We start from the raw sequence: 22,952 nt of genomic DNA, 5'->3' as shown, positions 1-22,952 counted from the left end.
GAATAAGGAAATATGGGCAACCCCGCAACAATTTTTATCAGCATTGCCAGCTATCGGGATCCGCAGCTGATCCCGACGCTTCAGGATATGCTGCGCCACGCCAGCCAGCCTGAAAGGCTGCACATTGCCGTGTGCTGGCAGGACGATGAGGATCTCAGCCTCTTTACGCGACACGGCTTCGTCCCCATGGGCAGCCGGCATGTTGCCGGACACGAGGCGTTTATTTTCAGTTTCCAGCAGGCCCGAATCGAACTCATCAGCGTGCACTACTATGCCAGCCAGGGGGCCTGCTGGGCGCGGAGCCTCGCGGAATCGCTATTTGAGGCAGCAGACTATTTTCTGCAAATTGATTCCCACTGCCGGTTTATCCCCGGCTGGGATAACGAAATGATAACCACGCTGCGCCAGCTAGCGGCGACATCTCCCCGGCCAGTGCTCTCCTCCTACCCGCCTGCGTTTGTTCCCGGAGAAGACGAAGAAGCCAGTAAAAAACGTTATGTGAGCCGCTTAATCTTCCGGGAGTTCAACCCGCAGGGGCTCCCGATGTTCAGCTCCACGCCTTTTGAATCTCCCGAGCCCGTCAGGGGCAGCTACCTGGCCGGAGGATTTATTTTTACCCGCGGGGACTTCGTAAAAGAGATCCCCAACGACCCACAGATTTTCTTCGCCGGTGAGGAAATAGCCATGGCCGTGCGCGCGTTTAGCCACGGCTACGATATCTACCATCCCCATAAGCCTCTGCTGTGGCACTACTATCAGCGCAAAGAGCACAGCAAAGTCTGGGGCGACCACACGAATCAGGCCAAAGAACAGGGCTCCGTTGAGAAGGCCTGGTGGGAGCGCGATGCCGCGTCGAAAAAGCGAGTCAGAACCGTGCTGGGTCTGGAGAGCGAGCCCGAAGGCGGCCTGGCCCCCTATGGGCTGGGAAAGATCAGAACGCTGGAACAGTTTGAATATCAGGCAGGTATTTGCCTGAAAAACGGCACAGTTTTACCGGAAGTCATGGCCGTGGATAAAGTGAATTTCTTCTCCGACCCGCCCGCCGACCATGCCGAATGGCTACGTCGGCAATATGCCTGGCATAAGAAGACCCTTACGCTGAGCAAGACTGATTATGAGGCAGACAACGGCGACGTAAGCGCACTGCATATCAGCGTCTATACCCAACAGAACGAGTTGTTCCACAGGCAAACGCTCACCCGCAGCGAACTGCATGAACTACGCCAAAAAACGTCCTCGGAAGAGATCTCGCTTCCGGTGGAATTTAAAACCACCAGCCTAAGTAAACCAGGCTCGATCAGGCTGTGCACTTGGTCAGACAGCCTGGGCTGGGGCACCGTCACGGAGAAGACATGGTGAAAAGTGAAGCCCTTTTTTGTCGATTAGTCAGCGTGGATACCCTGTTTTCTTTTGACGGCATTATTCCCTCTGCGCCGGACTTTCAGCTCAGGCTGATCTCGCTGATTGAGCAGTTCAACAAGGCGCTGCTGGTGGAAAACCAGGCGCCTGAAGAAAGCGAGGCGCTGTGCCGGGCGCTGTGTGATTATTTTGATAAGCGCTTGAGCAGCAATGCCCAAAACAACTCTCTGTCCTGGCAACGCTACTCGCTGGTGCAGTATTTCTATGGCTTTGTTGACAGCGAGGAAGCGCTCCCCCTTTCCGCCCGGCTGGATGCCCTGCTCAACGCCGACAGCGAGATCATTTTTCGCTACGCCTGGAAGTTGCTGACGCTGGTGATGCAAATTGAAGGCAGTACCGATGCCCTGGTCTCGCTGCGGGCGGCTAAACGCGCCCGCTATTTTTCACGCGCCCGGGCAGAGACGCCTCCTTCGGAACACGCAACGGCATCCTGGGTGAGCCCGCGGGCCGGGGCGGCAGGATCCCCGCGCTTGATGATCTTCGTCATCGGGCCCTTTGCTGGAAAATGGTTCAGCCAGTCAAACCTGTCATCCGGCAGCGAGCATGGGATCCTGTGGGTGATTGAGGAGAACGCCAACGGCCTGGCCAAACGGATGGCGTATTTAAAGAAAAATAACATCGCCCTTGCTACGATGGCTTATTTCCCGCTGCTTGCCGACGGCTTTGAAAGCAGTAGCATCATGATCGAGCAAATTACCGCCTGGCAATACGCCTTTTCATCCATCCGCCTTTCTGAGCCTTTACCCTGCATGCTGGGGCTCTACACCCGGCTCAGCCAGCAGCGCTCCGCCCACGATCCGGATCGGGCAATCTGGACCGGCGGGCTTGCCGAGCCGCCTTACGGCCACCTCAAGCTTGAGCATCAGTGGGCGAGCCTGCTGGCCGAGCTGGAAGCTAATGACGACGGGAAAGATCTCTACGCCATTCAGCGCCACGCGGTAGCCAGCACGCTGCTTTCCTGGCTGGCTGAAAGCCGTATCATGAACGTGTTACAAACCCTGTTTGACAGCACCCAGCTCGACTTTGCTGGCATCACTCTCGCCGATCACGGCCAGGGATTCACCCGGCATGGGGCCTGGTCCCTGTGGCTTTCAGAGCGATACGGTATTTTGCCAGGCCTGTCGGCTTCTATCGCCCTGCCTCCGCTGCCGGAGATTCCCCTGCCGCCGGTTGAAGAGCCGCCTCCTACCCCCTCTCCTGCGCCGATTCCAGTGCCGGTGGAGATCCCACGCCGCCGACGCTGGCCTAAAGCACTCGCCGCCCTGCTGCTGCTGTGCCTCGCGGGCGGCATTGGCTACGCCATACAGCAGGATGCGGTGGAAATTCGCGGCCAGATTAGCCAGATAAAGCCGATCCAAAGGCTACTGGGAATAAATGACAAACCCGATGCATCGGCATTCCTGCAGCTCGTGAACAACGCGCCTTTATTTGAGAACGGCAGCAGTAACCTGATGCCGGAAAGCCAGCACATTCTGACGCAGCTGGTGCCTGAGATGGCGCGCAATCCGCTGCAGATGTATCTGATCATCGGCCATTCTGACAACACCGGCTCTGCCACTGTCAACATGGCCCTGTCCACAGAGCGCGCTCGCGTTATCCGCGACTGGCTGGTGGAACACTCGGGCCTGGCCGCCAGCCAGTTTATCGTTGAAGGCGCGGGCAACTCTCGCCCGATAGCCAGTAACGCTACCCAGGAAGGACGCGCGCAAAACCGCCGTGTCGAAATCATTCCGTTATCTATGCAAGACTACAAGGATTGAGAGAGTCGCTTATGAGTAACAAACCTGTGACCTACCCCCTCAATGAGGGCAGTTTCGTGACGTTGAATCCGCAGGAGGATCAGTCGATCAATATCCTTCGCTACATGGATGAGGATCACAATCCCTATAACATCTTGATCAACCGCACCACTCTTGAAGAAGAGCAGACCGTTGATCAGTTCTGTGAAAAACAGTGGGATAAAATGAAACGCTTCGTCCCGGGATTCGAGGTCGAAGGGAAGAACCTCAGGCATGAGATCGGGCCTGCCAAACTGCCGGTCCTGCAAACCGCGAATAAGTTTCTCGAGGACGGCACCTGGATCCGCCAGGTCTCGTCTATCATTACGCTTCCGGGGCACCCGGTGCTGAACCCGAATAAACGTAAGCTGCTGGTGTTTACCCTGGCCGTAAATAATGATTTCACCGAAGCACAGCGTAAACATTATGTCCGGATTATTAACAGCTTTGTTCCTCTGGAAGCGCCCCTCGGCGAAAGCGAATAACCCTCCCGCTGAAGCATCCCTTCTTTTCGGGGGCTGATGCTTCAGCCCCTTCATTCTTCGCCAGGATTAAAATGAGCCGTAGCGTTTAATGTCTTCAATTGGCCGTTTAAAATACTCTCGTCTGTCCATGACCGTATTTTCTATATCACTGAGCCCGGGCCGCTGATGCCCGATGCAGGGATATACACCGTACCAGTTTCCCTGAGCCATCAGTTTTAACCAGTTGGTATCCAGTCCAGCTTTATTGCGCGCTTCGCCCTGCTCCATTCGATAAATGGCCCGAGAATAATTGTGCATCAGCGTTCGATAATAAGGCCTGTTCACCAGATAACTGTTTGCCAGAAAAGCGAACTCGACTTTATAAAAAGCGGAACTCACCTTTTTAATGATGTAATAGCTGGCCGAAAGAAACCCCACATCCCAGTCAGTGCGTGCTAACTCACCCAGAAAAATATTAGCTCTTTCAATAGATTGGGGATCCTCATCGAACACCATATCATCTTCAAGAATCAGGACGTTGTTCCAGCCATTTATTTGCGCCATGATCAGGACATTCAGGTGGGACTTTGCGCAGCCCAGCGCGCCCTCTTCTTCCTCAATGGCCTGAAAATGGATAATTTTTTCTTCCGGAGCCTGAACCTTCTTTAACTCCGCGATAATTTCAGCCTTTCTATCCTGACGTTTCGCCAGATTGATATAGACAATTTTATCAATAAAACCCCAGTTAATTACGCACATATTCAGCCATTCCAAATAATTGTCAGCTTGTATTTTATCGCAAACTCCATGCCCTTACGGGCAACAGGTCTATTTTAGGATTATGGCTTTATTTTTCTTTCAAAATACTGTCATTGAATCTTTCTTGCCGATAGCCCTGCCGGGGGAAGTTTTTATATTCAGTTCAAATTCTGCGCTCACTCAGGAGCGCGAGATTATTTTCATCAAGAGCGTACTGAGTCATCCGCTACTTTTAACGAAACGCAGAGGAAATTCACAAACGTGGCGGGATGTTGACAGAAAAATACCTGACGTAAGTCCATAAGCCTTCGCGGCCTGGCCATACAACTTCCCCCGTCATCAAAGCGTAGCGGGAATTATTACAATACGTACTTCGTTGTACATACCGTTACACAGCAACGCTCATCATCGGGGAAAGGCTGGTATATAGTGCAGCGATGCACAGGGATGATTTGTTGTGTTGATAAAAAATAACAAATTTTAAACAAATGGTAGTCATGTAACCTCATATTAATAATGAAAATCAAGAATACTCTCTGCCTACATATCCTGATGGCGCTGCTTGCCGTTCTGGTCTTATGCGTTCCGGCCCTGGTGACGGGCTTGTTCACGCCGCTAACATTCCAGCCGCTGATTAAAAGCATGGACGGTACAGCGAAAGAGCAATCAGAGAAAATAGCGACAATTTCCCATGCATTACAAGGTAATGCATTATTTTTCCTCGGCGCTTCTGAGGTGTCGACATCGGAAGATGAACATTACGCTGTATATAATTACTTTAATAAGCAATTACATCAGCCGGTGGTGGCTTACGGGGATAGTTATGTCGATAACATCACACAATTCCTGCTGCTCTCACGTTTTAAAAACGATATAAATGCCAACAGTAAAATTGTTCTGCTGTTTGCCCCGGACAGTTTTTATTTTGACACTATTCCTCCGGCTATTTTTGCCGATCATTTCCCGGCCGCTATTTTTAACCCACTGATGGCGGATGAAAAAGCTCGTCCTTTCCTGGTCAATTACTTACACCATATTGATGAAGAGGACATCAGCCATTTAACCCTGGGCGAAATGAAAATATACGGCTGGCGGCCAAAAGTAATTTGGCAGTCTATTAATTATGAGTTTGCTAACTTCTGCACCCTGGTAAAAAACCATTGGCTGGCGTGGCTGCGCATTGCGCCTGAACCTCACCGCCCGTGGCCCGCTCCCGCTGATAAGTACGCCGCGCCAGACTGGAACGAACAGCTGGCCCATGCCCGCGTATTGAATCAAGTTCGCCAGCAAAGTGCCGCCACGTTGTGGATGGACAAAAGCGTTTATGAAGACGGAAAAACGGCGGAAGAGTGGTATGAAACGCCGGTGGTAAACCGCCAGATGGAAGCCTTCAAGGCCACCATCGATCTGCTCAAATCTCGCCATGCCCAGTTCGTGGTGATCGTCGATCCGCTTAACCCGTGGGCGCTGAAAAACACGCAAAAATTCCAGCCCGTTGACCGCCAGGTCAGGGCGTATCTCGAGCAAAACCAGGTGCGCTATTTCGATATGTACGCCCAGCCTTATCAAAACGGCTGGAACTGGGATCGCCTGCATCCCACCGAGCTGGCGTGGGTTGCTATGGACCGCTTTATTGCCGAGAGCTTTACACGATGAAAACTGCCGTTCGCCTGTTTGTGCTTTACCTCTTGCTGGCCATCACGGTGATCGCATGGTCTTCCGTGGACGACAGCATGAGTATCAAAGTGCATTTTGAATATCAAAAATTCTGAAGGATGAATGATGTATAGCTCCGGGGCATTTTTTTTCTTTCTGTTTTCATCGGCGCTGCTATTTGCGCTGGTTAACCGCGTACTGCATTACCGGCTGACCTATTTAGCAGCATTCTCCGTGCTGGCGGCGCTGGCATGGGGATATATTTTCCAGGGCGATTACCTGGTTCCGGTGGCGGTATTCTTTGCGTTTTATCTTCTTGTCACCCTGAAAGAGAAAGGCTGGTTAAAAACCTGGCAAGCAGTCACCCTCACGCTGCTCCCGCTATTGCTGGTGAAGCTACACCTGAATAATCACTGGGGCATGATTGGCCTGTCGTTTATGACCTTCCGCGCCATTGACGTGCTGCTTTACCGCAGCAAAAAAGATGGCCAGAACTTTTTGCATTATTTCTGCTATCTGTTTATGCCGTTTATTATTCTCGCCGGCCCGATGTACCGCTGGAGAACCTGGGTCGGCGATATTAATAAGCCGGTATTCAGGCTGACCCGCGAACAGTTTTTACTGGCCGTGGAGCAAATCGTCACCGGCGTCGTGCAGAAATTTTTGTTTGCGATGCTTATCGACAATCTGGTGATTGAGTCCTGGAGCCACCGGCCGTTCACGCTCACCGTCGGCGTGGTGATGTCGGTCGCCTACAGCGCCTATCTCTACTTTGATTTTGCGGGTTATAGCAACATGGCTATCGGCGCCGGGCGGCTGTTTGGCCTGAATATTCCGGCCAACTTCAATATGCCGATTCTGGCCAAAAACCCGCAGGACTTCTGGCGCCGGTTCCACATCAGCCTGTCTGAGTGGCTGCGCGACGTGGTCTTTATGCCGATTTACATGAATCTGATGAAGCTCGATTTCTTCCGTCAAAACAAAACCCTGGCACAGAACGTGGGCATCTTCTGCACGCTCTTTTGCATGGGGGCCTGGAACGGGCTTGAACGACACTACGTCATCAGCGGCGCGCTGTTCGGCGCCATTTCCGTTGCCCATAACATGCTGCTTTGGTCAGCCAAACGCAGCCCGGCCTTGAGTAACGGCTTACGCCATCCGGTTATCGCGTTTTTTGGACGAATTCTGACGCTGGCTAGCGCCGCGGTCTCCCTCTACATCTTTAGTGGAATGTCACCTCTATGAACCTTCATCCAGAGCTTCAGGAACTGCAGGATTTTCTGCGTGCGGCATTACTCGACCCCGCGCGCCCCAGCCAGTTAGCCATCAGCGGCAGCGATACCGCCCTGACCTGGCAACAGCTTTCCGTCGCCGCAACCGACTGGGCGCAGCGCTACGCGCAGTGCGAACAACCCGCCGGCACGCCGGTGGTTTTATACGGGCATCAGCAGGCCGAATTTGCCGTGGCAATTTACAGCTGCCTGCTGCACAACATCCCATATATTCCGGTGGACTGCATCTACCCGCAGGAGCGGCTGAAAGAGATCTGCCAGCTAGCCAGCGCCCCTTATTACTACGACGTCGTGGCGAAGCAGTTTGTGGCGACCGGCGAAACCGGCAGCGTGCTGGCCGAGCCCGATCTGGCTTACATCATGTTTACCTCAGGCAGCACCGGGAAACCGAAAGGCGTGCAGATTGGCCGCGAGAGCCTATGGCACTTCATGAAGTGGGTGCGCAATGACTTTGCGCTGCCGGACGTGCCGGTATTAATGAACCACGCGGTGTTCAGCTTCGACCTGTCTCTTATTCCTTTGCTGGCGAATCTCGCCACCGGCGGGCACATCGTGCTGAACGCCAAGGAAGATATTGCCGCTGAAAACTGGCTCGATCGCCTGAAAACCAACGAAGTTTCGGCCTGGGTTTCCACGCCCTCTTTTGCCTACCAGAAGCTGCTTTCCCCGCAGTTCAGCGCCGAGTATTTGCCCGCGCTGAGCGTGTTTGTGTTTATTGGTGAAGTGCTGAACAAAGCGCTGGTCAGGCAACTGCGCCGCCGTTTCCCGCAGGCCAAAATCCTGAACTCCTATGGCCCAACGGAAGCCACCATCGCCACCACGGTGATTGAAATCACCGACGAGATCCTGCACAGCGAAAACGACGTGCTGCCGGTGGGCACCATGATGCCGGAATCCCACATGGAGATTACCTCCGAAGGTGAGCTGATTATCTGGGGGAAAAACGTCATGCGCGGTTATCTCGGCCTGCCGCAGGAAAACGCCGCTAAGTTGCTGCACCGCGAAAGCGAGCAATACCGCGGCTACCGCACAGGCGATCTCGGCTACGAAGACGGGCTGCTGTATTGCCAGGGCCGTAACGACAGCCAGATCAAGCTGAACGGCTACCGCATTGAAATCAACGAAATTGAAAACCGCCTGCTGGCGATGTCCGGTATTAGCGAAGCCGTGGTACTGCCGCTGATGAAGTCCGGCGGCGGCGTGCTGCGCATTGCAGCGTTCTGCGTCACTGGCCTTGCCCCGGAGGCGATCAAGACTTCGCTCGCGAAGGTGATCCCGCCTTATATGGTGCCTTCACAAATCATTATTAAAGACGCTTTGCCGCTGAACCCTAACGGCAAAATCGACCGCAAGCTGCTGGATACCCAGGCTCGCACGAATTAATGACCCAGGAAAATAAGATGGAACAAGAAATTCTCGCCCTGTTTGAAAAAGTGTTATCCCGTAAGGTCGGTTTTAACGATGAACTGATCGAGTCCGACATTCTCGACTCTATTCTGGCCGTTGATTTGGTGCTGGAAGTGCAGGATGTGTACGGCTGCATGATCCCGCCGACGGAAGTCGCCACCGTGCTGAAAACCCCGGCGGATCTGGCGCGTTATATTGAAGAGAATCGCTAGTCACGGTTATTAGCGGTCTCACTCAAACATACGGGAACAGTTCAACCCCTCGCCCCGGCCCTCTCCCCCAAGGGGAGAGGGGAAAAGGCCAAGCAGGGAACGTGATTTATCTCCTCTCCCTTCCAGGGAGAGGGTAATAGCGCTGATTCAGGCTATAGGCTGCACCGTCTCTCTTTTTTTCAAAGCCGCGATCATTTGCCGCAGTTCAAACTTAAAAACGGGCTGAGAGATACTGAACCCCTGAAAGAGATGCACCCCGGATGCCAGCAGCAGCCTTAATTTCTCGCGGCTATCAATCCCCTCGGCAACGCAGTAACTTCCCGTTAATTCACAGTAGTACGCCAGGCTTTTGATCAGCGCCAGCGCGTGAGGTTCATACTGCGCGTCGGCCACGACTTTGCGATCCAGTTTGTAATCGTTGAACCGCACCGCCCGCACCGGGAAATAAACGCTGCTCTGCGAAAAGCAGTCATCAAGCATCACCCGGTATCCCTGGTGCTGAAGCTGGGTAATAAAGAATCGACTCTCCTGATGCTGATTCAAATTCAGATCTTCTGATATTTCCAGCACCAGCCTGTCCGTCCAGAATGGATTTATCAGTCGGGTACTCAGCTGTTTAATAATGCCGAACAGACTTTCACTGTTTGAAACCGCGGCCGGAATATTCACCGCGAAATAATACTCCCCCTGGTACTGATTAATGCCGCCCACCGCCTCTTGCAGCATAAAGGCCGTTAACAGGCGCCACGTATAGCTGGAGCGGATCTGCGGCAGAAACTCTGCGGGCTGTAGGGTTTGCCCATTTCGATGCCAGCGGGCCAGGATTTCCAGCCCTTTGAGCTGCAGCCCACCGTTCACAATAGGCTGGAATACCGGGTAAATCTGGCGGTTGTGAATGGCATAAACCAGCTCCCTTTCAAACGGTGAAAGGGCAGCCAGCATACCCGCTGAGTCTCCTTTTTTCTGCTGATTACTCGCCATCGGCGCCTTCTCATGCAGCAGCGGATGAACCATTTTTTTTAACCCGGATATTCGCTGCACATACAGCGTCTTATGGCTGACGCCGCGCTGTTTCGCCTGCTCCTGAATCGTCTGCCCGGCGAGAGAGTCCACCAGCACATCCAGCTCTTTTCGGGTCAAACCTTCGGGCCGGATCTGGCTCACCAGCTCCTCTTCAAGGGCGTGTTTTTTGAGGCTGACGCTGTTATCCCAGTCCCCGTGCAGCAGCGCGGCCAGGCTGGCGCAGGGCAGATCGGACGGCACCACCCGCACGCCGCCAAGATAACCGTCTTTTTTCACTAATTTCTGCAGCGAACGCCAGATCCATGAGGCTGAGCTTCGGCTCAAAATGAGCATGGGGAGCTGGCCATCATGGCGATCGAGCAGCTGCGCTACCTGCCGCAAGACGACAAGCAGCCAGTAAGGTTGATCGGGCAGATAGACCACAAACCGCGCCCCGCTCTCTTCCTGCAATCTTTCTTCCCCTGAGCCAGGGAAAAATACCGCCCGGGTTTGACCTGCGGCTAACAGATTCTCAAGCCCACACGCCATCATGTTGCAGGGCGAGAGAATGTAGGTCACACGCTCGCTTACTTTTCCAGGTGTGCCGCTACTGGTAAACAAACGTCACCCCAACGATCGACTGCACATTACCCGCCGTAACCTGCCCGGTCGTTCTCGCGTAGGTCGCAGTCAGCCCCAGACTTACGGGGGTCGTCCCTACCGTTCCCAGCGAAACGGTGTTAGCGCTGCCGGCCCCCAAAGCGGCACCATTTCGCAAAAGCTGAACGCCAATTCCCTGAGCAGGCGAGCTGGAAGACGTATTGGTGAAAATGGAGTTATCGCTGCCCAGCGTGTTGCCAGACAAAAAGTAACCGATTCTCTGATTCTGCGCGCAGCGCACGGTGACGGGCGCAGGCGCCGTTCCCGGGTAATCAGGCAGATTCACCGTCACGTTACGGGCGGACACGTCACAGCCACCGGTGGGCACCACAACATCGTTGTTGGCGTAGATATTCCAGTTGATGATCTGGCGATTCCCGTTAATGGAATCCTCTTTTTCCAGAATAAGCTGGGCAATCATGGTGTTGGCTTTAACCACTACGCCGCTGGCGGTGCTGATAGGCGTTAAATACAGCACCGCCTGCCAGCCACGATAATCCCCCCAGGTGTGGTTCACCCAGGCGGTTTCCGTTGTGGTCGGGAAAGGATATTGCACCCCGAAGTAACCTAATGATCCTCTGAAAGCAGAGAGCACGCCCTGATACGCCGAGCCGGACCGGATCCTTACCGGATCGGTATATTGGCTTGGGGCATCGTTTTTGCACTGAATCGACTGGGAAAGATCGACCACTAAGTTTTGCCCTGCCGAAATGGACGGCACAAGATTAACATTGACGTTCACGGTGCCGGAGCCGCTGATGGATGTCCCCAGCGACTGGCAGGTAAAGGCCTGGCCTGCGGTTGACCATCCCAGCCCGGCCAGAGTGGCCAATAACGCGATGATTTTTTTCATTCCATCCTCCTTGCGATCAGGACCAGGTGTAAGTGACATTGATCACCGCCTGAATGGTTCCCTGGGTAGTCCCGCCGTTGACCGTTATCGCTCTGACCTGCAGAGGAAAACTCGTCGCCTGACTGCCGGCATCCACCGGCACGGTTTTATTGGCACCGTTATTCAGCGTTGCCCCGCCGTTGTCCCGCAGCTGGAGCTGGAGGTTACGCGCCGTGCCCTGGTTGGCGTAATACCCCGTCGCATCCGCCGTGCCGCTGAACGTTGCGGTCACTTTAGAGGTCCCGACCGGGCAGTTGGTCAAGCTCAGGACAACATCATGCCAGGCGGATGAAGCACCGGCCTGCACCAGGCTAAAGGTATAGAGATCGCCCAGATCGACCGTGGCCGTTGGGGTCGAGATCGTGCAGGGCTTCGCCACTACTCTGCCGTTCACGGTAATGGTGACGTCATCCGCCTTTGCCGTGGCAGAGAGCACCAGCAGCACTCCGGCAAGCACCCTCCCGGGTAGAATCCATTTCATGTCCGCCTCCGGTTACTGAAATTCAAGTGTGAATATTGCGGTCGCATTTACGTGCCCGGCGGTGACCGGCAGCTGCGTTGCCATCAGGCGCGCATAAAAACCCAACACGTTGGTCTGGCCGGGCACCAGCGTGGTCCATTGAATTGCCGACGATCCCGCGTTGATCGGCATCGGCGTCCGGGCGCTGTTCAGGATTTGTATCCCCATGCCTGCAGCTGCCGCCGCGCCGCTATCCAGCTTTAATAAACTGGTGTTGACGCTATCCGCCACGCCGGTAAAGCCCACTTTCACCGCGGTAGCCAGGCCGCCACACGGGGAAAGCACGATGCGAAAAGGCACCAGCGCGGTGGTGGCTCCCACCGCAGAAAACTGTTTGGCCGGGTTATTCATCAGGTCGACGGTGAAATCTTTCGACTCCGCCGCAACCGCGCAGGCGTTGTCCCGAACATTGCCACTAATCGTAATGGTGCTGTCTGCCGCATCCGCAGCGGCGGCGAACAGTGACAGGGCGATGCCGACGATATAAAGAGATTTAGTCATGCTTATTCCTTAGCGACACAGCGCCGAAAGCGAGCTCAGCATCTGCTTCTGGCTCTCTTCACCCAGACGGTAGTCCGCCACGCAGCTGGCACCCGGCCCGTCTCCCCATTTGGCCAGCACCTTGCCCACCAGCGGCATTCCGCTCAGGTACACCTGCCCGCTGTCGGCCACAATACTGCTCACCTGCAGGCCTTCGGCGGTCACAACCGCTCCGAAAGGCACAGGCTTGCCGTTGTGGGTCAGCGTCATGAGCATTTTCACCCCAACCTGTGGCTTGAATTCCGCGCGCACCACGGCGCCGTGGGTGGGCACCACGTTGGCGACCGCATCCTGAAGGTCTACGTTGTCAGCCAGCGTGTTGGTGTCCAGCGCGATCCTGTTTTCGCGGTAATCGCTGGCATACGGGAGCACGGCATAACCGCGCCAGTCAGTACGAACCCCGGTTTGGTTTTCGACTTTGACGTCCCCGGCTCCGGGGGCTTTCACCAGCACGACCGTGCTGTTCAGCGGCTGGCTGAAGGTCACACCATCCGCATGCGCCAGTACGCCACCGCTCGCGCCGTAGTAAACCTGTTTCATGCCGTCGCTGCGGCTGTAGCCCACGTTGGCGTTGCCGTATCCGCCGCGGTAGTTCAGTGCGGCATAACCTGTACTGCTGCTATTCCCGTGCCCGCCGCCCGCATAGCCGGTCTGCACGCTATAGCTCAGGTTATTGTCCTCCAGCAGCGTGCCGTACAGCCCGGCCAGGTTGGTCATCCGGCCATTAAGATCGTGTGAGGCGCTGTAGCTGGCGTTGGCATTACGCCAGACGGATTTGCTGTCGGAACGCAGCCAGTGGCTGAACGGGATATTGACGTTTACCGCCAGCATCTGGTCACGCCCTTCCTGCCAGGCGTTTTTCGTCAGGCTGTAGCTGACCGTCCAGTTGATGTCATCCACGGCGGTGTTTAACCCCACCTGCATCTGTTCGTCGGCGCTGCTGCTGTTCCAGTAAGTCTGGTGGCTGCCGCTGAGATAAAGCGTTGTTGTTCTGCCCAACTGTTGGGTCAGGCTCAGCTGCACCCTGCCGCGCTTGTTGTAGGCGAGGTTGTAGTAGTCGGTAAACTTAGGTTTAACCTGAATGACGCCGTCCTGCGTTTCCACGCGGTAACCGCTCATCCGGCTGTAGGCACTGTCGGCGAGGGTAAAATAGCCGCTGGTTGAATACCGGTAGCCCACCAGTTGGATGTTGGTGCCCAGTTCATTCAGCGATTTGTTATAGAGGAAGCGCAGCGATTGCCCCTGGTGTTCGCTGTCATCGGCGAGCCTGGCGTTGGCCTGAGTGACGTCCATCGACAGCGCCCCCAGCGCCCCCATGTTTTTCCCTACGCCCAGGTTGAAGCTGCGGTAACGGTCAGCCAGCTGGCTGCCGCCATAAAGCGTCCAGCCATCGGGCAAACCATGCAGCACCGTGCCCTGGAAGAACTTAGGCTCTTCCTGCTGGCGGTTGCCGCTGCGATATTCCCCGGCCGTCAGTGAAAAACGCGTGCGCCCTTCGCGCTGTAAAACAGGCACGGATGACCACGGCACGCTGAAGATCTGGCTGCTGCCGTCGGTTTCTTTGATAGTGACCTGCAGATCGCCGCCGCTAGTGGCAGCGTAGAGATCGTTAATCGTGAACGGGCCTGGCGGAACGGTGCCCTGATAGATTTCATAGCCATTTTGTTTGACGATGACGTGCGCCGTGCCCCGGGCAATACCGCGAATCACCGGCGCAAAGCCTTTCATGCTGTCGGGCAGCATATTATCGTCGGAGGCTAATTGAGCCCCCCGGAAATTGATCCCGTCAAAAATATCGCTGTCGGTATAGCTGTCGCCCAGCGTTAACCGGGAGCGCAGGGAAATAATATCGCGCTCAAGCCAGGTGTTGACGTGCTGCCATTTGTTTTCGTTCGCTGAACTTCCGCCGCCGCTGTTGTAGCTCCAGGTGGTGTTGTCGCGCAGTCGCCATGCCCCGAGATTGATCCCGCTCTGAAGATTCAGCCAGGCATAATTGCTGTTACCACCGCGATCGTTTTGCACGCTATTGCCGGTAAAGTTGTAATTCAGCAGGCCGGCGTTAATGCCGTTATCCCAGCGTTCAGGCGGGATATAGCCTCTGGCCCGGTTGCCCATAAACGCCTGCGGCACCGTCAGGTTGAGCCTTTGGAGACCAACATCAAACCCGGCGGTCGCCTCAGGAATAAGTTCAGTCATCGGGACGCAGGCGTCCGACGCCAGGGCGTTCATGCCGGCAATGGCCGCCACATCGACGCCCATTCCGGCCCATTGCTCACGCGTCAGGCAGGGAGCCAGGCCGCTGCTGCTCTTTGCCGCATCAAATTTAACGTCCCGCGTGGCGACAAATCCCTCGTTGAGATAAATATCGACGCGATAGGTCCCCGGCGGCGCTTCCTGCCCACTTTCGAAGCTGGACAAATCAGCCACCGCGGAGGGATCGTCGGCTAAAAAGCGCGGGTTAAAATAGAGATCCGCATGGGCGGAACAGGCTTGCATAGCAATGAAAAGCGCCAGCGGCGTTTGTACCAGAGTAAAAAAAGAAGCTAATTTGCGCCGCGGACGACGGAAGCCGAAACGCGCTAATCCATATTTTAGATGTGACATTGTCCCTCCGGTCAGCATTCGCCCGGCAGTCAGTTCTTCGTTGTTATTTAACGCAGGACGGCCTGTCCTGAATTACTGCATAACGCCCTGCATCCGTGGCGTTAGCGCCCCGTAGTCGTTAATGGTCTGGTAAGTGATGTTGGTCCCGGCATCGGCCGGTAGCTTCACGGAGGTTTTTCCCATCGGTGGGACAAGCGCATTGTCCAGCACGCGGGTGCCGGCATTTATATCCGTCACCGTCAGGTAATACGGGGTGGGATTGTTTACTGTCAGCTGGCCGTTGCTGCGGCTAAAGGTCAGCTTTTCTGCCGCTTTCTCCGGGGCCAGCGCCAGGTTATCCGGGCGGTAATAAAGTTTAATTCGGCTGATGATCGCCAGCTGGAGCGTGTTCTCATTCAGCTTTGATTTTTCCATGGATGGAATGGCTTTCACGTTCAGCCAGAACAGGCTCTCCCGATCCTTCGGCAGCTGGTTATTGGTCGCATCTAAAATGCGTAACGTGGTTTCTTTTTTCCCTTTGATGGCAAACAGCGGCGGGGTAATCACGAACCGGCTGTCTTTATCGCCATTAGCGTTTTCTACCCACGACTGAATAAGGTAAGTACTTTTTTCATCGTTGCTGGTTACCGCCAGCTGAACCTGCTTTTGCCCTTCAGGATAAATAACGCGAGTCGCGCCTAACGCAACCCCCGCCTCTGCAGGAGCCATAAAGCCGATTGCCGCAGCTATCATCATCGCCGCCAGTAAACCGCGACCTCTTAGTAAGCTTTTTGTCACGCTCGCACCTTTGTCCTTGTCGTTGTTGTTTGTGTCCACTACGCCCGCATTCAGGCTACAGGTAGGTCAAAGAAAACCAGGCCTGGGCATTAGCCAGCCCGCCGGTAACCTGATGCCCGGTGGCGCGATATTTGGCGATAAAATGGAGAGTGTTTGGCCCGGCGTATATCCGGGTCCGGGCCTTTGCAGGGGCATTCAATGGGATTTGGCGCTCCTCGGCATCAAAAAGGGCAACGCCCACGCCTTCAGCTATGCCCGGTCCCTCGCCCACCGAAAGTACCGCCGGATTTTTACCGTCGGCCACGCCCATAAACGCCACGCCAACGTGCCGGCTAACATTGGTATTACAGTCCTGAAGGTGGAGCGCGAAAGGCACCGGGTCGCTGTCTTCGCCTGGCGCGTGGAAGCGATTGCTGCTGATCCTGCCCATTTCGACCGTCATTTGGCGGTCGCCCGCTTCCACGCGGCAGGATTCGGCAACGATCGTGCCCTGGAAGCGCATATTGCCGCCCGGCAGCATCACATGCGTTCGGTTACCGGCCAGCGCCAGGGATGGCAGGAGAACGCTCAATAGAATCAGCTTGATTCCTCTCATCATTATCACCTTCAAATCCGTAGTAGATGACGGGCCGTCCCTGGCCCCGAGTGATTTCCCTGTATGACTGACTGATTACTCGTACTGAACTTTAAAGGTCGCGTCCGCGTTAGCGGTACCGGCCGTAGCCGCACCCAGCGCGATGTAACGGGCCTGCAGAGGAATAATATTGGTGCCATCGTTCAGCGTGGTTTTGGCGCTGAAGGTTGCCCCATCCAGTGCCAGCGGTGTGCTGGTGTTGTCGAGAATTTGAATCCCCACATTAGTCGCACTGCCCGCCGCAGGGCCCTGAATTGCCAGCGTGTCGGTCTTGCCGGTGACGGCAACGCCAGAGAACGCAACGGAGGCTTTGGTGGAAACAGTGGTATCGCAATCGTTCAGTTGGATGTTGAAACCTACTGCAGAACTGGTGCTACCTGCCGCAGCCAGTCGGGCAGAACGAACCTGGCCCAGCTGAACAGTCTGGTCCACCGATCCCGCATCAACGGCACAGGCTGCGTTAACAATTTCACCTTTGAAATGAACGGTGCCACCGTTAACCGTCACGGCATAAGCCGCGCCCGAGCTCAAAGAGAGGGCTGACAGTGCAACGAGAGCCAGATTTTTGATTTTCATAATTTATTCCTTTAAACAATTTCACTAAAACGAATCAGAACCGGCAGTCGCTATGCCTTCCATAAGACCTATGTTTCAGCTTCACGAAACGATCGCCTATTCACATAAGCTCGCCCCTAAGAGAGCTACCCTCTCAATATTGGTGGGAGCCGGGGTGAAATATTAATAAAGTATCCTGAATCGTCTTTGAAATTATATTTAACAAAACATCAATATCATCACATTGCATTGATTTTAAATGTTTTTTATATTTAATCCTATTAGGATTTTTCCCTAAATTTATTCTCAATAGCGCTTTTGAAATTAATTTCTATTGACATTCCACACGTTGTAAAGAAACTAGAGAAGAAACAGGAATGTTGACTAAAAATTCAAAAAAAAGACTACACATAAAAAACAACAGGGATAATTTCGCTTAAAATAATTATAAAACATTCATTGCATTGAATTTATCATTAATATTACAGACGAATAATCATCCAGAATTTATTAAAAGGAACTTAATATGCAGCGTTAATCTGGCATCAGCCGCAAATCTTAGTTTGCACATTTAAAAAGTAATACCTGACGCAAACATCTTTCATGCTGCGTCGGCCGGGCTTTCACATATCAAAAAAACCTCTGGCGAGGATATACCACGCAATAAAACCTATTGCATCGGGTATAGAAAATAATGACTAATGGACAATTGATATGAATATAACCTCACCGTTATTGCCTGTGCCACCTCAACATTCCCACGTTGAGTTTGTTTATCATATACTTTCTGCCTGTCATTTTTCCGCAACGGGTCTTTCTGAGTTGCTTCATGAAAAGGGAATGAATACAAAACTGATTAGCCCCGAGAAAAGCAGCCGACTTATTTCTAAAAATAATGAAAGCGATGAATTTAACCATCTGATAGTTTTTATTCCTGAAGATCCCTTTCAGATGCTGATGACGCTGAAGAGCCTGATATCGCTATTACAAATGCATAACCATAAGATAAATATCCTGATCATAAGTGGGCTATCGTCGTCCTGGCTGTTTAGCTATTTTAAAAATGTGATGCCGCGAAAATCGAATCTCAGTACCATCAGAGTAGTCAGCATTTTTACCAGCGTGGTTAAACTCAGAAATACGCTGCATAAAGACCTTAAAAACATTCCCACGCTTGTCTCGCTTGCCAGACAGGAAGAACGCAACGGCGGTTTGCGCCATGAAGGCCTCACTATCCATGAGGTCAATACGCTGCTGGAGCTTTTTAGCCCGTCCGGCCATGAAGATACCGCGGCAATAAAAAGCTTCAGTACTAAAACGCTCTATAACCTGCGTTCAAGTGGGTTAAAAAAGCTGGCGGCCATTCACCCGATGATGTCCAGACTGCTGCCGGGCCGGCATCGCAAAGCACAGCGCCAGTCGAAGCCCAGGGGATTAACGACCAGAATGCTCAGCAGCGAGGAGAGGAAAATTACCCATGCCCTGCAGCATGGCCTGATCTTCCCCGTTTTCCAGCCCATTGTAGACGGCGAGATGCAGATAGCGGGTTTTGAGATATTTTGCCGCTGGTACACTAACGGCAACGTATTGTTGCCGAAAGACTTTTTCCATGAGATCAGGACGCGAGAAACGTGGATCATGCTCACGGCCTACATCATCAGAGAAGCCGTGGTGAATATAAATAACTATGCGGGGAAATTGGAATTTTCGGTCAATATTCCACGGATTCTCACCGAGAGTGCTGCCCTGTTTAAAATAGTTGAGACGGCCAAAGCTCAGCTGCTTGATCCGACCTGGATAAGCCGCCTGGTGCTGGATATTAACGAAAATGTGGATTTAAGCTACGAGTCTAAAACGGTCACGGTATTAAATCAGCTTGCCGGGCTGGGCATAAAGCTTGCGCTGGATGATTGCTTCGCTAAAAATAGCGTCACGTTTCCAGTCAGGCAGCTAAAATTTAATAGCTATAAGCTGGACCGCTATATCGTAGAAAACTTTACGAGTAATCTCGATGATAAACATCTCATTGATGGCTTAATCTATTATGCGAGCGTGACAGGCAGCCAGTGCGTGGCGGAAGGTGTCGATAACCTGCAAAAATTCATTATGCTAAAGCAAATGGGCGTCAGTTTATTTCAAGGGTATTATATTTCGAAGCCGGTGCTCCGCGAGGAGTTAGATGCGTTAGTTTTCCGCGGCATTCAATAACCGCTATATTTAACAATGTCATTCAGCTTGTAAAAACACATCCATAATTCGCATTTTTTGGCGGACAGAAATAAGTTCCTCTGACTTAGTTACTTCGTTTATTGTCAGGCTGATGATTAATATACCGTGCGACATATGCACATATCATGAATAAATAAGCAAGCTGCTGTATTTATTGATTGCCACAGAGTCTTTCAGGTTAATACCGCCCACTACCTGAGCGGCCTCGCCAGGGGCGGGTTATGGCAGCCTTGCAGTGAAGCGCTGCTTCCTGGGAACAATGGATGATAATAAAGACAAGATGTACGGCTATGCCGCCAGCAAGGCAGCGGAAACACAAGCCACTATGCGGATAAACTGGCGCTTACCCTAAGAACCACGTTTAGATTTGCAAGAGCAATGGGTTTGGATACCAGAGCTTAAAGTGCGATTAAAGCCCGTTTTAGCGGGCTTTATGATACTGAAGGGCCTACTTTTTGAGGTACAGTGCTGAGTCAAACTGCGGTTTCTGCTCCTCCAGGAAGGCATCCACCGATTCAATAGATTTTGCATACAGATGAGTGTCAACCGGTAAATCAACCATTTTCGTGCCCAGCACCAGGGTGAATACCGACTGGTTCTCGCGGCGGTACCTTACTGTAGTGGTAATTTTTAATTAGGCCGCCGCCGTCAGAGACTGGCTCTCTGCCGTCGTATTATCTTCTTTTTTGCTGCCCTTATTAACTAAATATGCCAGCTCGGTGAACTGGTCTTTAAAGGCGACTTTATAATCATCCGCATTAGCCTGCGCCAAAAACTCCTGATTCGGGACGTTGTCACCAAAAATCAGTTCGCAGAGACGACTTTGTGCTCATCGTAGATGTTACCGAGTTTCACTGCATCGCCGGTGACGGAAATAATATTTTCACTCTTAAATAAAACCGGACCGGAATTAATTAAGGATGAAACGTTAAGCGCAGACCAACGATGGCGCTGCCAGCAAGAATTGACCTCATTATAAATTCCCTGAGGTATTTTTAGTGCCGGGATTATAGAGCACCGGGATTGTTATTTGATAGCAATATAATCTTGTTGCTTAAGTCAACGGCACTCACTAAATTAACGGCATTCATGTTAGTTCCCCCTTTTACTACGAATATGGACTGTCGGTAATGAAACGCAAATACCTCGCCTTTGCTCTATTCCTTAGCCTGCCTGCCATAGCGGCTAAGCCTTCGCTCATTGTCTGCGAGCCACAAGATAAGAGCTCAACGACTTCCTCTGAGATTTGGCCCGCGCCTTATCTGGATAACGGCCAGCTGTGTTTCAATATACAGGCAGATCAAGGCAGCACTTGCGTGGGTAACGGCCAGACAACCCAGTGGATGACCGAAGCGGTGATCGTGGACATCGGCGGTGAACCCCAGGGCCGCGACGATACCTGGTTCCGGGTAATGCAACCGGTCGTCAATGACAAAGAGATCGCCTATAAAATCGAAGGTTCGCGGGACCAAAAAACCTGGGGCCTGGTTTCCAATGTAGAAATCAATCGCCTTACAGGCGGCGCTGTTGACTGGTTTGTGGCCGAACACAGCGGCACCGCGTACCAATGCCACCTGGAAGGCCCGAAGATTTAATGTCTAGCTGAGGTATAGCGGTCGAATTAAACGCTATGCCTCTGGTTGTCTTATAGGCTGTGCGAACGCATTAATTTCTGTCGTTCGATAAGGTTGCCCATTTTGTCGTAATAGCGGCTAAGCCAGATCTCCGATGGCACCCTACCTGACACCTCGGCAATAATATGCTCGCCTTTAATCCCACAGTCAGACACAGCGCACACAAAGCCTTAAACAAGCACTGGCTGATATTTATGCATTTTCCAACGCTGTCTTACAGCCGTAAGACAGCGTGTATTCAGGGTAAGATGCTATGGATTCACCTTAGGCAACGAGATAGTCAGCTCAGCCTGCTTCGCCCTGGAAACACAGGGTGTCATACAGCTTTTTCGCTCACTTTGGCTTAACACCGAATCCCGGTGATCGACTTCACCGTCATAATCTACCCTGCACTTGCCGCAGACGCCGGTTTCACAGGCAGATTCCAGCTGAATGCCGTGATTTCTGAGCGCATGGAGCATAGTTTCCTGCGGCTCCACCTGAATTTTTTGCCCCGTTTCTCTGACGGTGACGACAAAAGCGCTCTCCCCGCTTTGCTCTTCGGCGGCGAAGTTTTCAAAATGGACATAGTCAGCATGCCAGTGGCTGGCACTCTCTCTCACTCGCTGCACAAAAGCGGGGCTTCCGCAGGTATAAACGTGCGTCCCTCTCGCGTGAGTGTCCAGCAGCTGGTTGATGTCCAGCGGGTTATCGAGCGAGTAAATCAGAACATGTTCTACATATTTTTCCAGCTGCGGCCTGAAGGCAAAACTGCCCACATCACTCACACAATAGTGAAGCTCAAAGGTTTCTTCCCGGGCCAGGGCTTCCTCTATCATCGGAATAAATGGCGTGATACCTATCCCGGCGGCAATAAAAATATGATGTTTATCCCGGGCCATGCTGAAACAGTTCGCGGGCTCAGAGACCGTTAAAATATCCCCTGGCCTGGCGGTTTGATGTAAATACTGAGAGCCGCCGCGGCTATTCGGGGCGTGATTGACCGCAATATGGTATTCGTTTTCAGCCCATGATTCACACAGGGAATAGGCTCTCGACAGGCCGTTAGGGAGCTGGAGAATAATATGCGCCCCCGCCGAATATTCAGGTAAAGCCCCATCGTCAACGCGGCTCAGAATAAAACGCTTAATCCCTTTAAACTCATCCACAATGTTGATGATGCGCATTTCAAGCCCGCCGCTGCGGCCCGACAGCCTTCCCCCCCAATCCTCAACGTCATTATTTTCAAGGCGGCGCTGAAAGACGCTTTTGACTTCGTTTCCCAGCGGCTCCAGCTTCGCCAGCTGCCCGGTTACCGCCAGGTTGTCAGTTTCGGTATAGAGGTAGTGCAGTATTTGCGCGATGCTCCACTGCGGCCAGGCACGCACGATCACCTCGATGGGATCGCCAGCATGAATCGTCCCTTCTTTCAGGACGCGGTAAAACCAGCCTGTTTTGCCGTTATCCTGCACAAATCGGGAGAGCGTAGGTTGTTTAAAGCGGTGATTAAGTTTAAAGCAGGGCTGCCTTGGCTGAGTGACCTGGAGGATTGCCGTCCCGGCTCGAACAATATCCCCGACGCACATATTGCTTTCATTCATTCCGCTGGTGACCAGATTTTCACCAAATCCGCCCGGAACAAACAACGAGCCGGAACCCGGGAATCGGCTGGCCAGAGAAGCATAATGCGCAGAGTCATAGTGCAGAATTGCCCGCTCTTCCCCACCATGGAAGGTTTCGGCCTGTTGGTCGCCGCTAAAACCGGTCAGGGTGACCTGAACACTGTTCGTCGGGTGCTTATCAATCCCGGTCTTGACCGAGAATAACTCTTTGACTTCACCTTGCCGTAATTCATCAATGATTGTGCCAGGGTACACGGACATGCCTTTAATGTTGCCGGATTAATTCCCCCAGTGTACTGACTCAGGCGCCGTAAAAA

The 22,952-nt window shown here is 53.0% G+C and carries 21 protein-coding genes; 9 read left to right on the top strand and 12 right to left on the bottom strand.

What is annotated here, in order from left to right; all coding sequences use genetic code 11:
* The first annotated feature begins 12 nt into the window (after window positions 1-12).
* From F3J26_RS13260 to F3J26_RS13250, 3 genes are read left to right on the top strand one after another with little or no spacing between them, the layout of a single operon-like run.
* Complete coding sequence (locus tag F3J26_RS13260) at window positions 13-1,359, top strand: GlcNAc-transferase family protein (RefSeq protein WP_166994299.1); 1,347 nt, start codon at window positions 13-15, stop codon at window positions 1,357-1,359.
* The gene (locus tag F3J26_RS13255) at window positions 1,353-3,179 is read left to right on the top strand and encodes an OmpA family protein (RefSeq protein WP_166994297.1); all 1,827 of its coding nucleotides are present in this window, start codon (window positions 1,353-1,355) and stop codon (window positions 3,177-3,179) included. Before F3J26_RS13260 ends, F3J26_RS13255 begins: the two co-directional genes overlap by 7 nt.
* 11 nt (window positions 3,180-3,190) lie before the next feature.
* Window positions 3,191-3,682, top strand: a complete 492-nt coding sequence (locus F3J26_RS13250; protein ID WP_008454347.1) for a DcrB-related protein — start codon at window positions 3,191-3,193, stop codon at window positions 3,680-3,682.
* Window positions 3,683-3,748: 66 nt separating this feature from the next.
* On the opposite strand, the gene F3J26_RS13245 is transcribed toward F3J26_RS13250, so the two are convergent.
* Window positions 3,749-4,435 carry a glycosyltransferase family 25 protein gene (locus F3J26_RS13245; protein ID WP_286180276.1) on the bottom strand — a complete coding sequence of 229 codons (687 nt, stop codon included), beginning with the start codon at window positions 4,433-4,435 and terminating at the stop codon, window positions 3,749-3,751.
* Window positions 4,436-4,936: 501 nt separating this feature from the next.
* Between F3J26_RS13245 and F3J26_RS13240 the strand changes: the two genes are divergently transcribed.
* From F3J26_RS13240 to F3J26_RS13225, 4 genes are all read left to right on the top strand, one after another.
* Window positions 4,937-6,076: a D-alanyl-lipoteichoic acid biosynthesis protein DltD gene (locus tag F3J26_RS13240; protein WP_166876330.1), complete on the top strand. Its 1,140-nt coding sequence runs from the start codon at window positions 4,937-4,939 to the stop codon at window positions 6,074-6,076.
* Window positions 6,077-6,202: 126 nt separating this feature from the next.
* A complete protein-coding gene (locus tag F3J26_RS13235; RefSeq protein ID WP_166876646.1) occupies window positions 6,203-7,321 on the top strand; it encodes a membrane-bound O-acyltransferase family protein in 1,119 nt (372 codons plus the stop codon).
* Window positions 7,318-8,751, top strand: coding sequence for an AMP-binding protein (locus F3J26_RS13230; protein ID WP_166994295.1), 1,434 nt, complete (start codon window positions 7,318-7,320; stop codon window positions 8,749-8,751). The genes F3J26_RS13235 and F3J26_RS13230 overlap by 4 nt, the downstream gene beginning before the upstream one ends.
* Before the next feature lie 17 nt (window positions 8,752-8,768).
* Window positions 8,769-8,987, top strand: a complete 219-nt coding sequence (locus F3J26_RS13225) for an acyl carrier protein (protein WP_008454337.1) — start codon at window positions 8,769-8,771, stop codon at window positions 8,985-8,987.
* A 147-nt stretch (window positions 8,988-9,134) separates the two neighbouring features.
* Here the strand turns inward: F3J26_RS13225 and F3J26_RS13220 are convergent, their stop codons facing one another.
* The 8 genes from F3J26_RS13220 to fimA form a co-directional block, all read right to left on the bottom strand.
* Window positions 9,135-10,610, bottom strand: a complete 1,476-nt coding sequence (locus F3J26_RS13220) for an EAL domain-containing protein (RefSeq protein WP_286180275.1) — start codon at window positions 10,608-10,610, stop codon at window positions 9,135-9,137.
* Window positions 10,597-11,502: a fimbrial protein gene (locus tag F3J26_RS13215; protein WP_008454332.1), complete on the bottom strand. Its 906-nt coding sequence runs from the start codon at window positions 11,500-11,502 to the stop codon at window positions 10,597-10,599. The genes F3J26_RS13220 and F3J26_RS13215 overlap by 14 nt, the downstream gene beginning before the upstream one ends.
* A gap of 16 nt (window positions 11,503-11,518) precedes the next feature.
* Entirely contained in the window at window positions 11,519-12,022 is a 504-nt protein-coding gene (gene fimG, locus F3J26_RS13210) for a type 1 fimbrial minor subunit FimG (protein WP_166994294.1), read from the bottom strand.
* Between the two features lie 12 nt (window positions 12,023-12,034).
* On the bottom strand, window positions 12,035-12,562 hold the full coding sequence (gene fimF, locus F3J26_RS13205) for a type 1 fimbrial adaptor subunit FimF (RefSeq protein ID WP_166866583.1): 528 nt from the start codon (window positions 12,560-12,562) through the stop codon (window positions 12,035-12,037).
* 9 nt (window positions 12,563-12,571) lie between these two features.
* The gene (locus tag F3J26_RS13200) at window positions 12,572-15,205 is read right to left on the bottom strand and encodes a fimbrial biogenesis usher protein (protein ID WP_166994292.1); all 2,634 of its coding nucleotides are present in this window, start codon (window positions 15,203-15,205) and stop codon (window positions 12,572-12,574) included.
* Between the two features lie 72 nt (window positions 15,206-15,277).
* On the bottom strand, window positions 15,278-15,982 hold the full coding sequence (locus F3J26_RS13195; RefSeq protein WP_442892313.1) for a fimbria/pilus periplasmic chaperone: 705 nt from the start codon (window positions 15,980-15,982) through the stop codon (window positions 15,278-15,280).
* A gap of 55 nt (window positions 15,983-16,037) precedes the next feature.
* Window positions 16,038-16,577, bottom strand: a complete 540-nt coding sequence (gene fimI / locus F3J26_RS13190; protein ID WP_166994572.1) for a type 1 fimbrial minor subunit FimI — start codon at window positions 16,575-16,577, stop codon at window positions 16,038-16,040.
* Between the two features lie 75 nt (window positions 16,578-16,652).
* Window positions 16,653-17,192, bottom strand: a complete 540-nt coding sequence (gene fimA, locus F3J26_RS13185) for a type 1 fimbrial major subunit FimA (RefSeq protein WP_008454320.1) — start codon at window positions 17,190-17,192, stop codon at window positions 16,653-16,655.
* A 693-nt stretch (window positions 17,193-17,885) separates the two neighbouring features.
* On the opposite strand from fimA, the gene F3J26_RS13180 reads away from it, so the two are divergent.
* Window positions 17,886-19,379, top strand: coding sequence for an EAL domain-containing protein (locus F3J26_RS13180; RefSeq protein ID WP_166994290.1), 1,494 nt, complete (start codon window positions 17,886-17,888; stop codon window positions 19,377-19,379).
* Between the two features lie 655 nt (window positions 19,380-20,034).
* Here the strand turns inward: F3J26_RS13180 and F3J26_RS13175 are convergent.
* A complete protein-coding gene (locus F3J26_RS13175) occupies window positions 20,035-20,172 on the bottom strand; it encodes a hypothetical protein (protein WP_166994288.1) in 138 nt (45 codons plus the stop codon).
* A 358-nt stretch (window positions 20,173-20,530) separates the two neighbouring features.
* Here F3J26_RS13175 and F3J26_RS13170 point away from each other — a divergent pair, with 358 nt between their 5' ends.
* On the top strand, window positions 20,531-20,995 hold the full coding sequence (locus tag F3J26_RS13170; protein ID WP_166994286.1) for a hypothetical protein: 465 nt from the start codon (window positions 20,531-20,533) through the stop codon (window positions 20,993-20,995).
* Window positions 20,996-21,045: 50 nt separating this feature from the next.
* Here F3J26_RS13170 and F3J26_RS13165 read toward each other — a convergent pair whose 3' ends face one another.
* The gene (locus tag F3J26_RS13165; protein ID WP_336708901.1) at window positions 21,046-21,189 is read right to left on the bottom strand and encodes a helix-turn-helix domain-containing protein; all 144 of its coding nucleotides are present in this window, start codon (window positions 21,187-21,189) and stop codon (window positions 21,046-21,048) included.
* Window positions 21,190-21,285: 96 nt separating this feature from the next.
* Window positions 21,286-22,896, bottom strand: a complete 1,611-nt coding sequence (locus F3J26_RS13160; RefSeq protein ID WP_008454315.1) for an MOSC domain-containing protein — start codon at window positions 22,894-22,896, stop codon at window positions 21,286-21,288.
* Window positions 22,897-22,952 lie beyond the last annotated feature (56 nt).

It is taken from the genome of Enterobacter sp. Ap-867 (assembly GCF_011752855.1).
GTDB lineage: Bacteria > Pseudomonadota > Gammaproteobacteria > Enterobacterales > Enterobacteriaceae > Cedecea.
The sequence above is the reverse complement of the archived record's forward strand: the minus strand, read 5'-3'. Positions and strand labels throughout refer to the sequence as shown.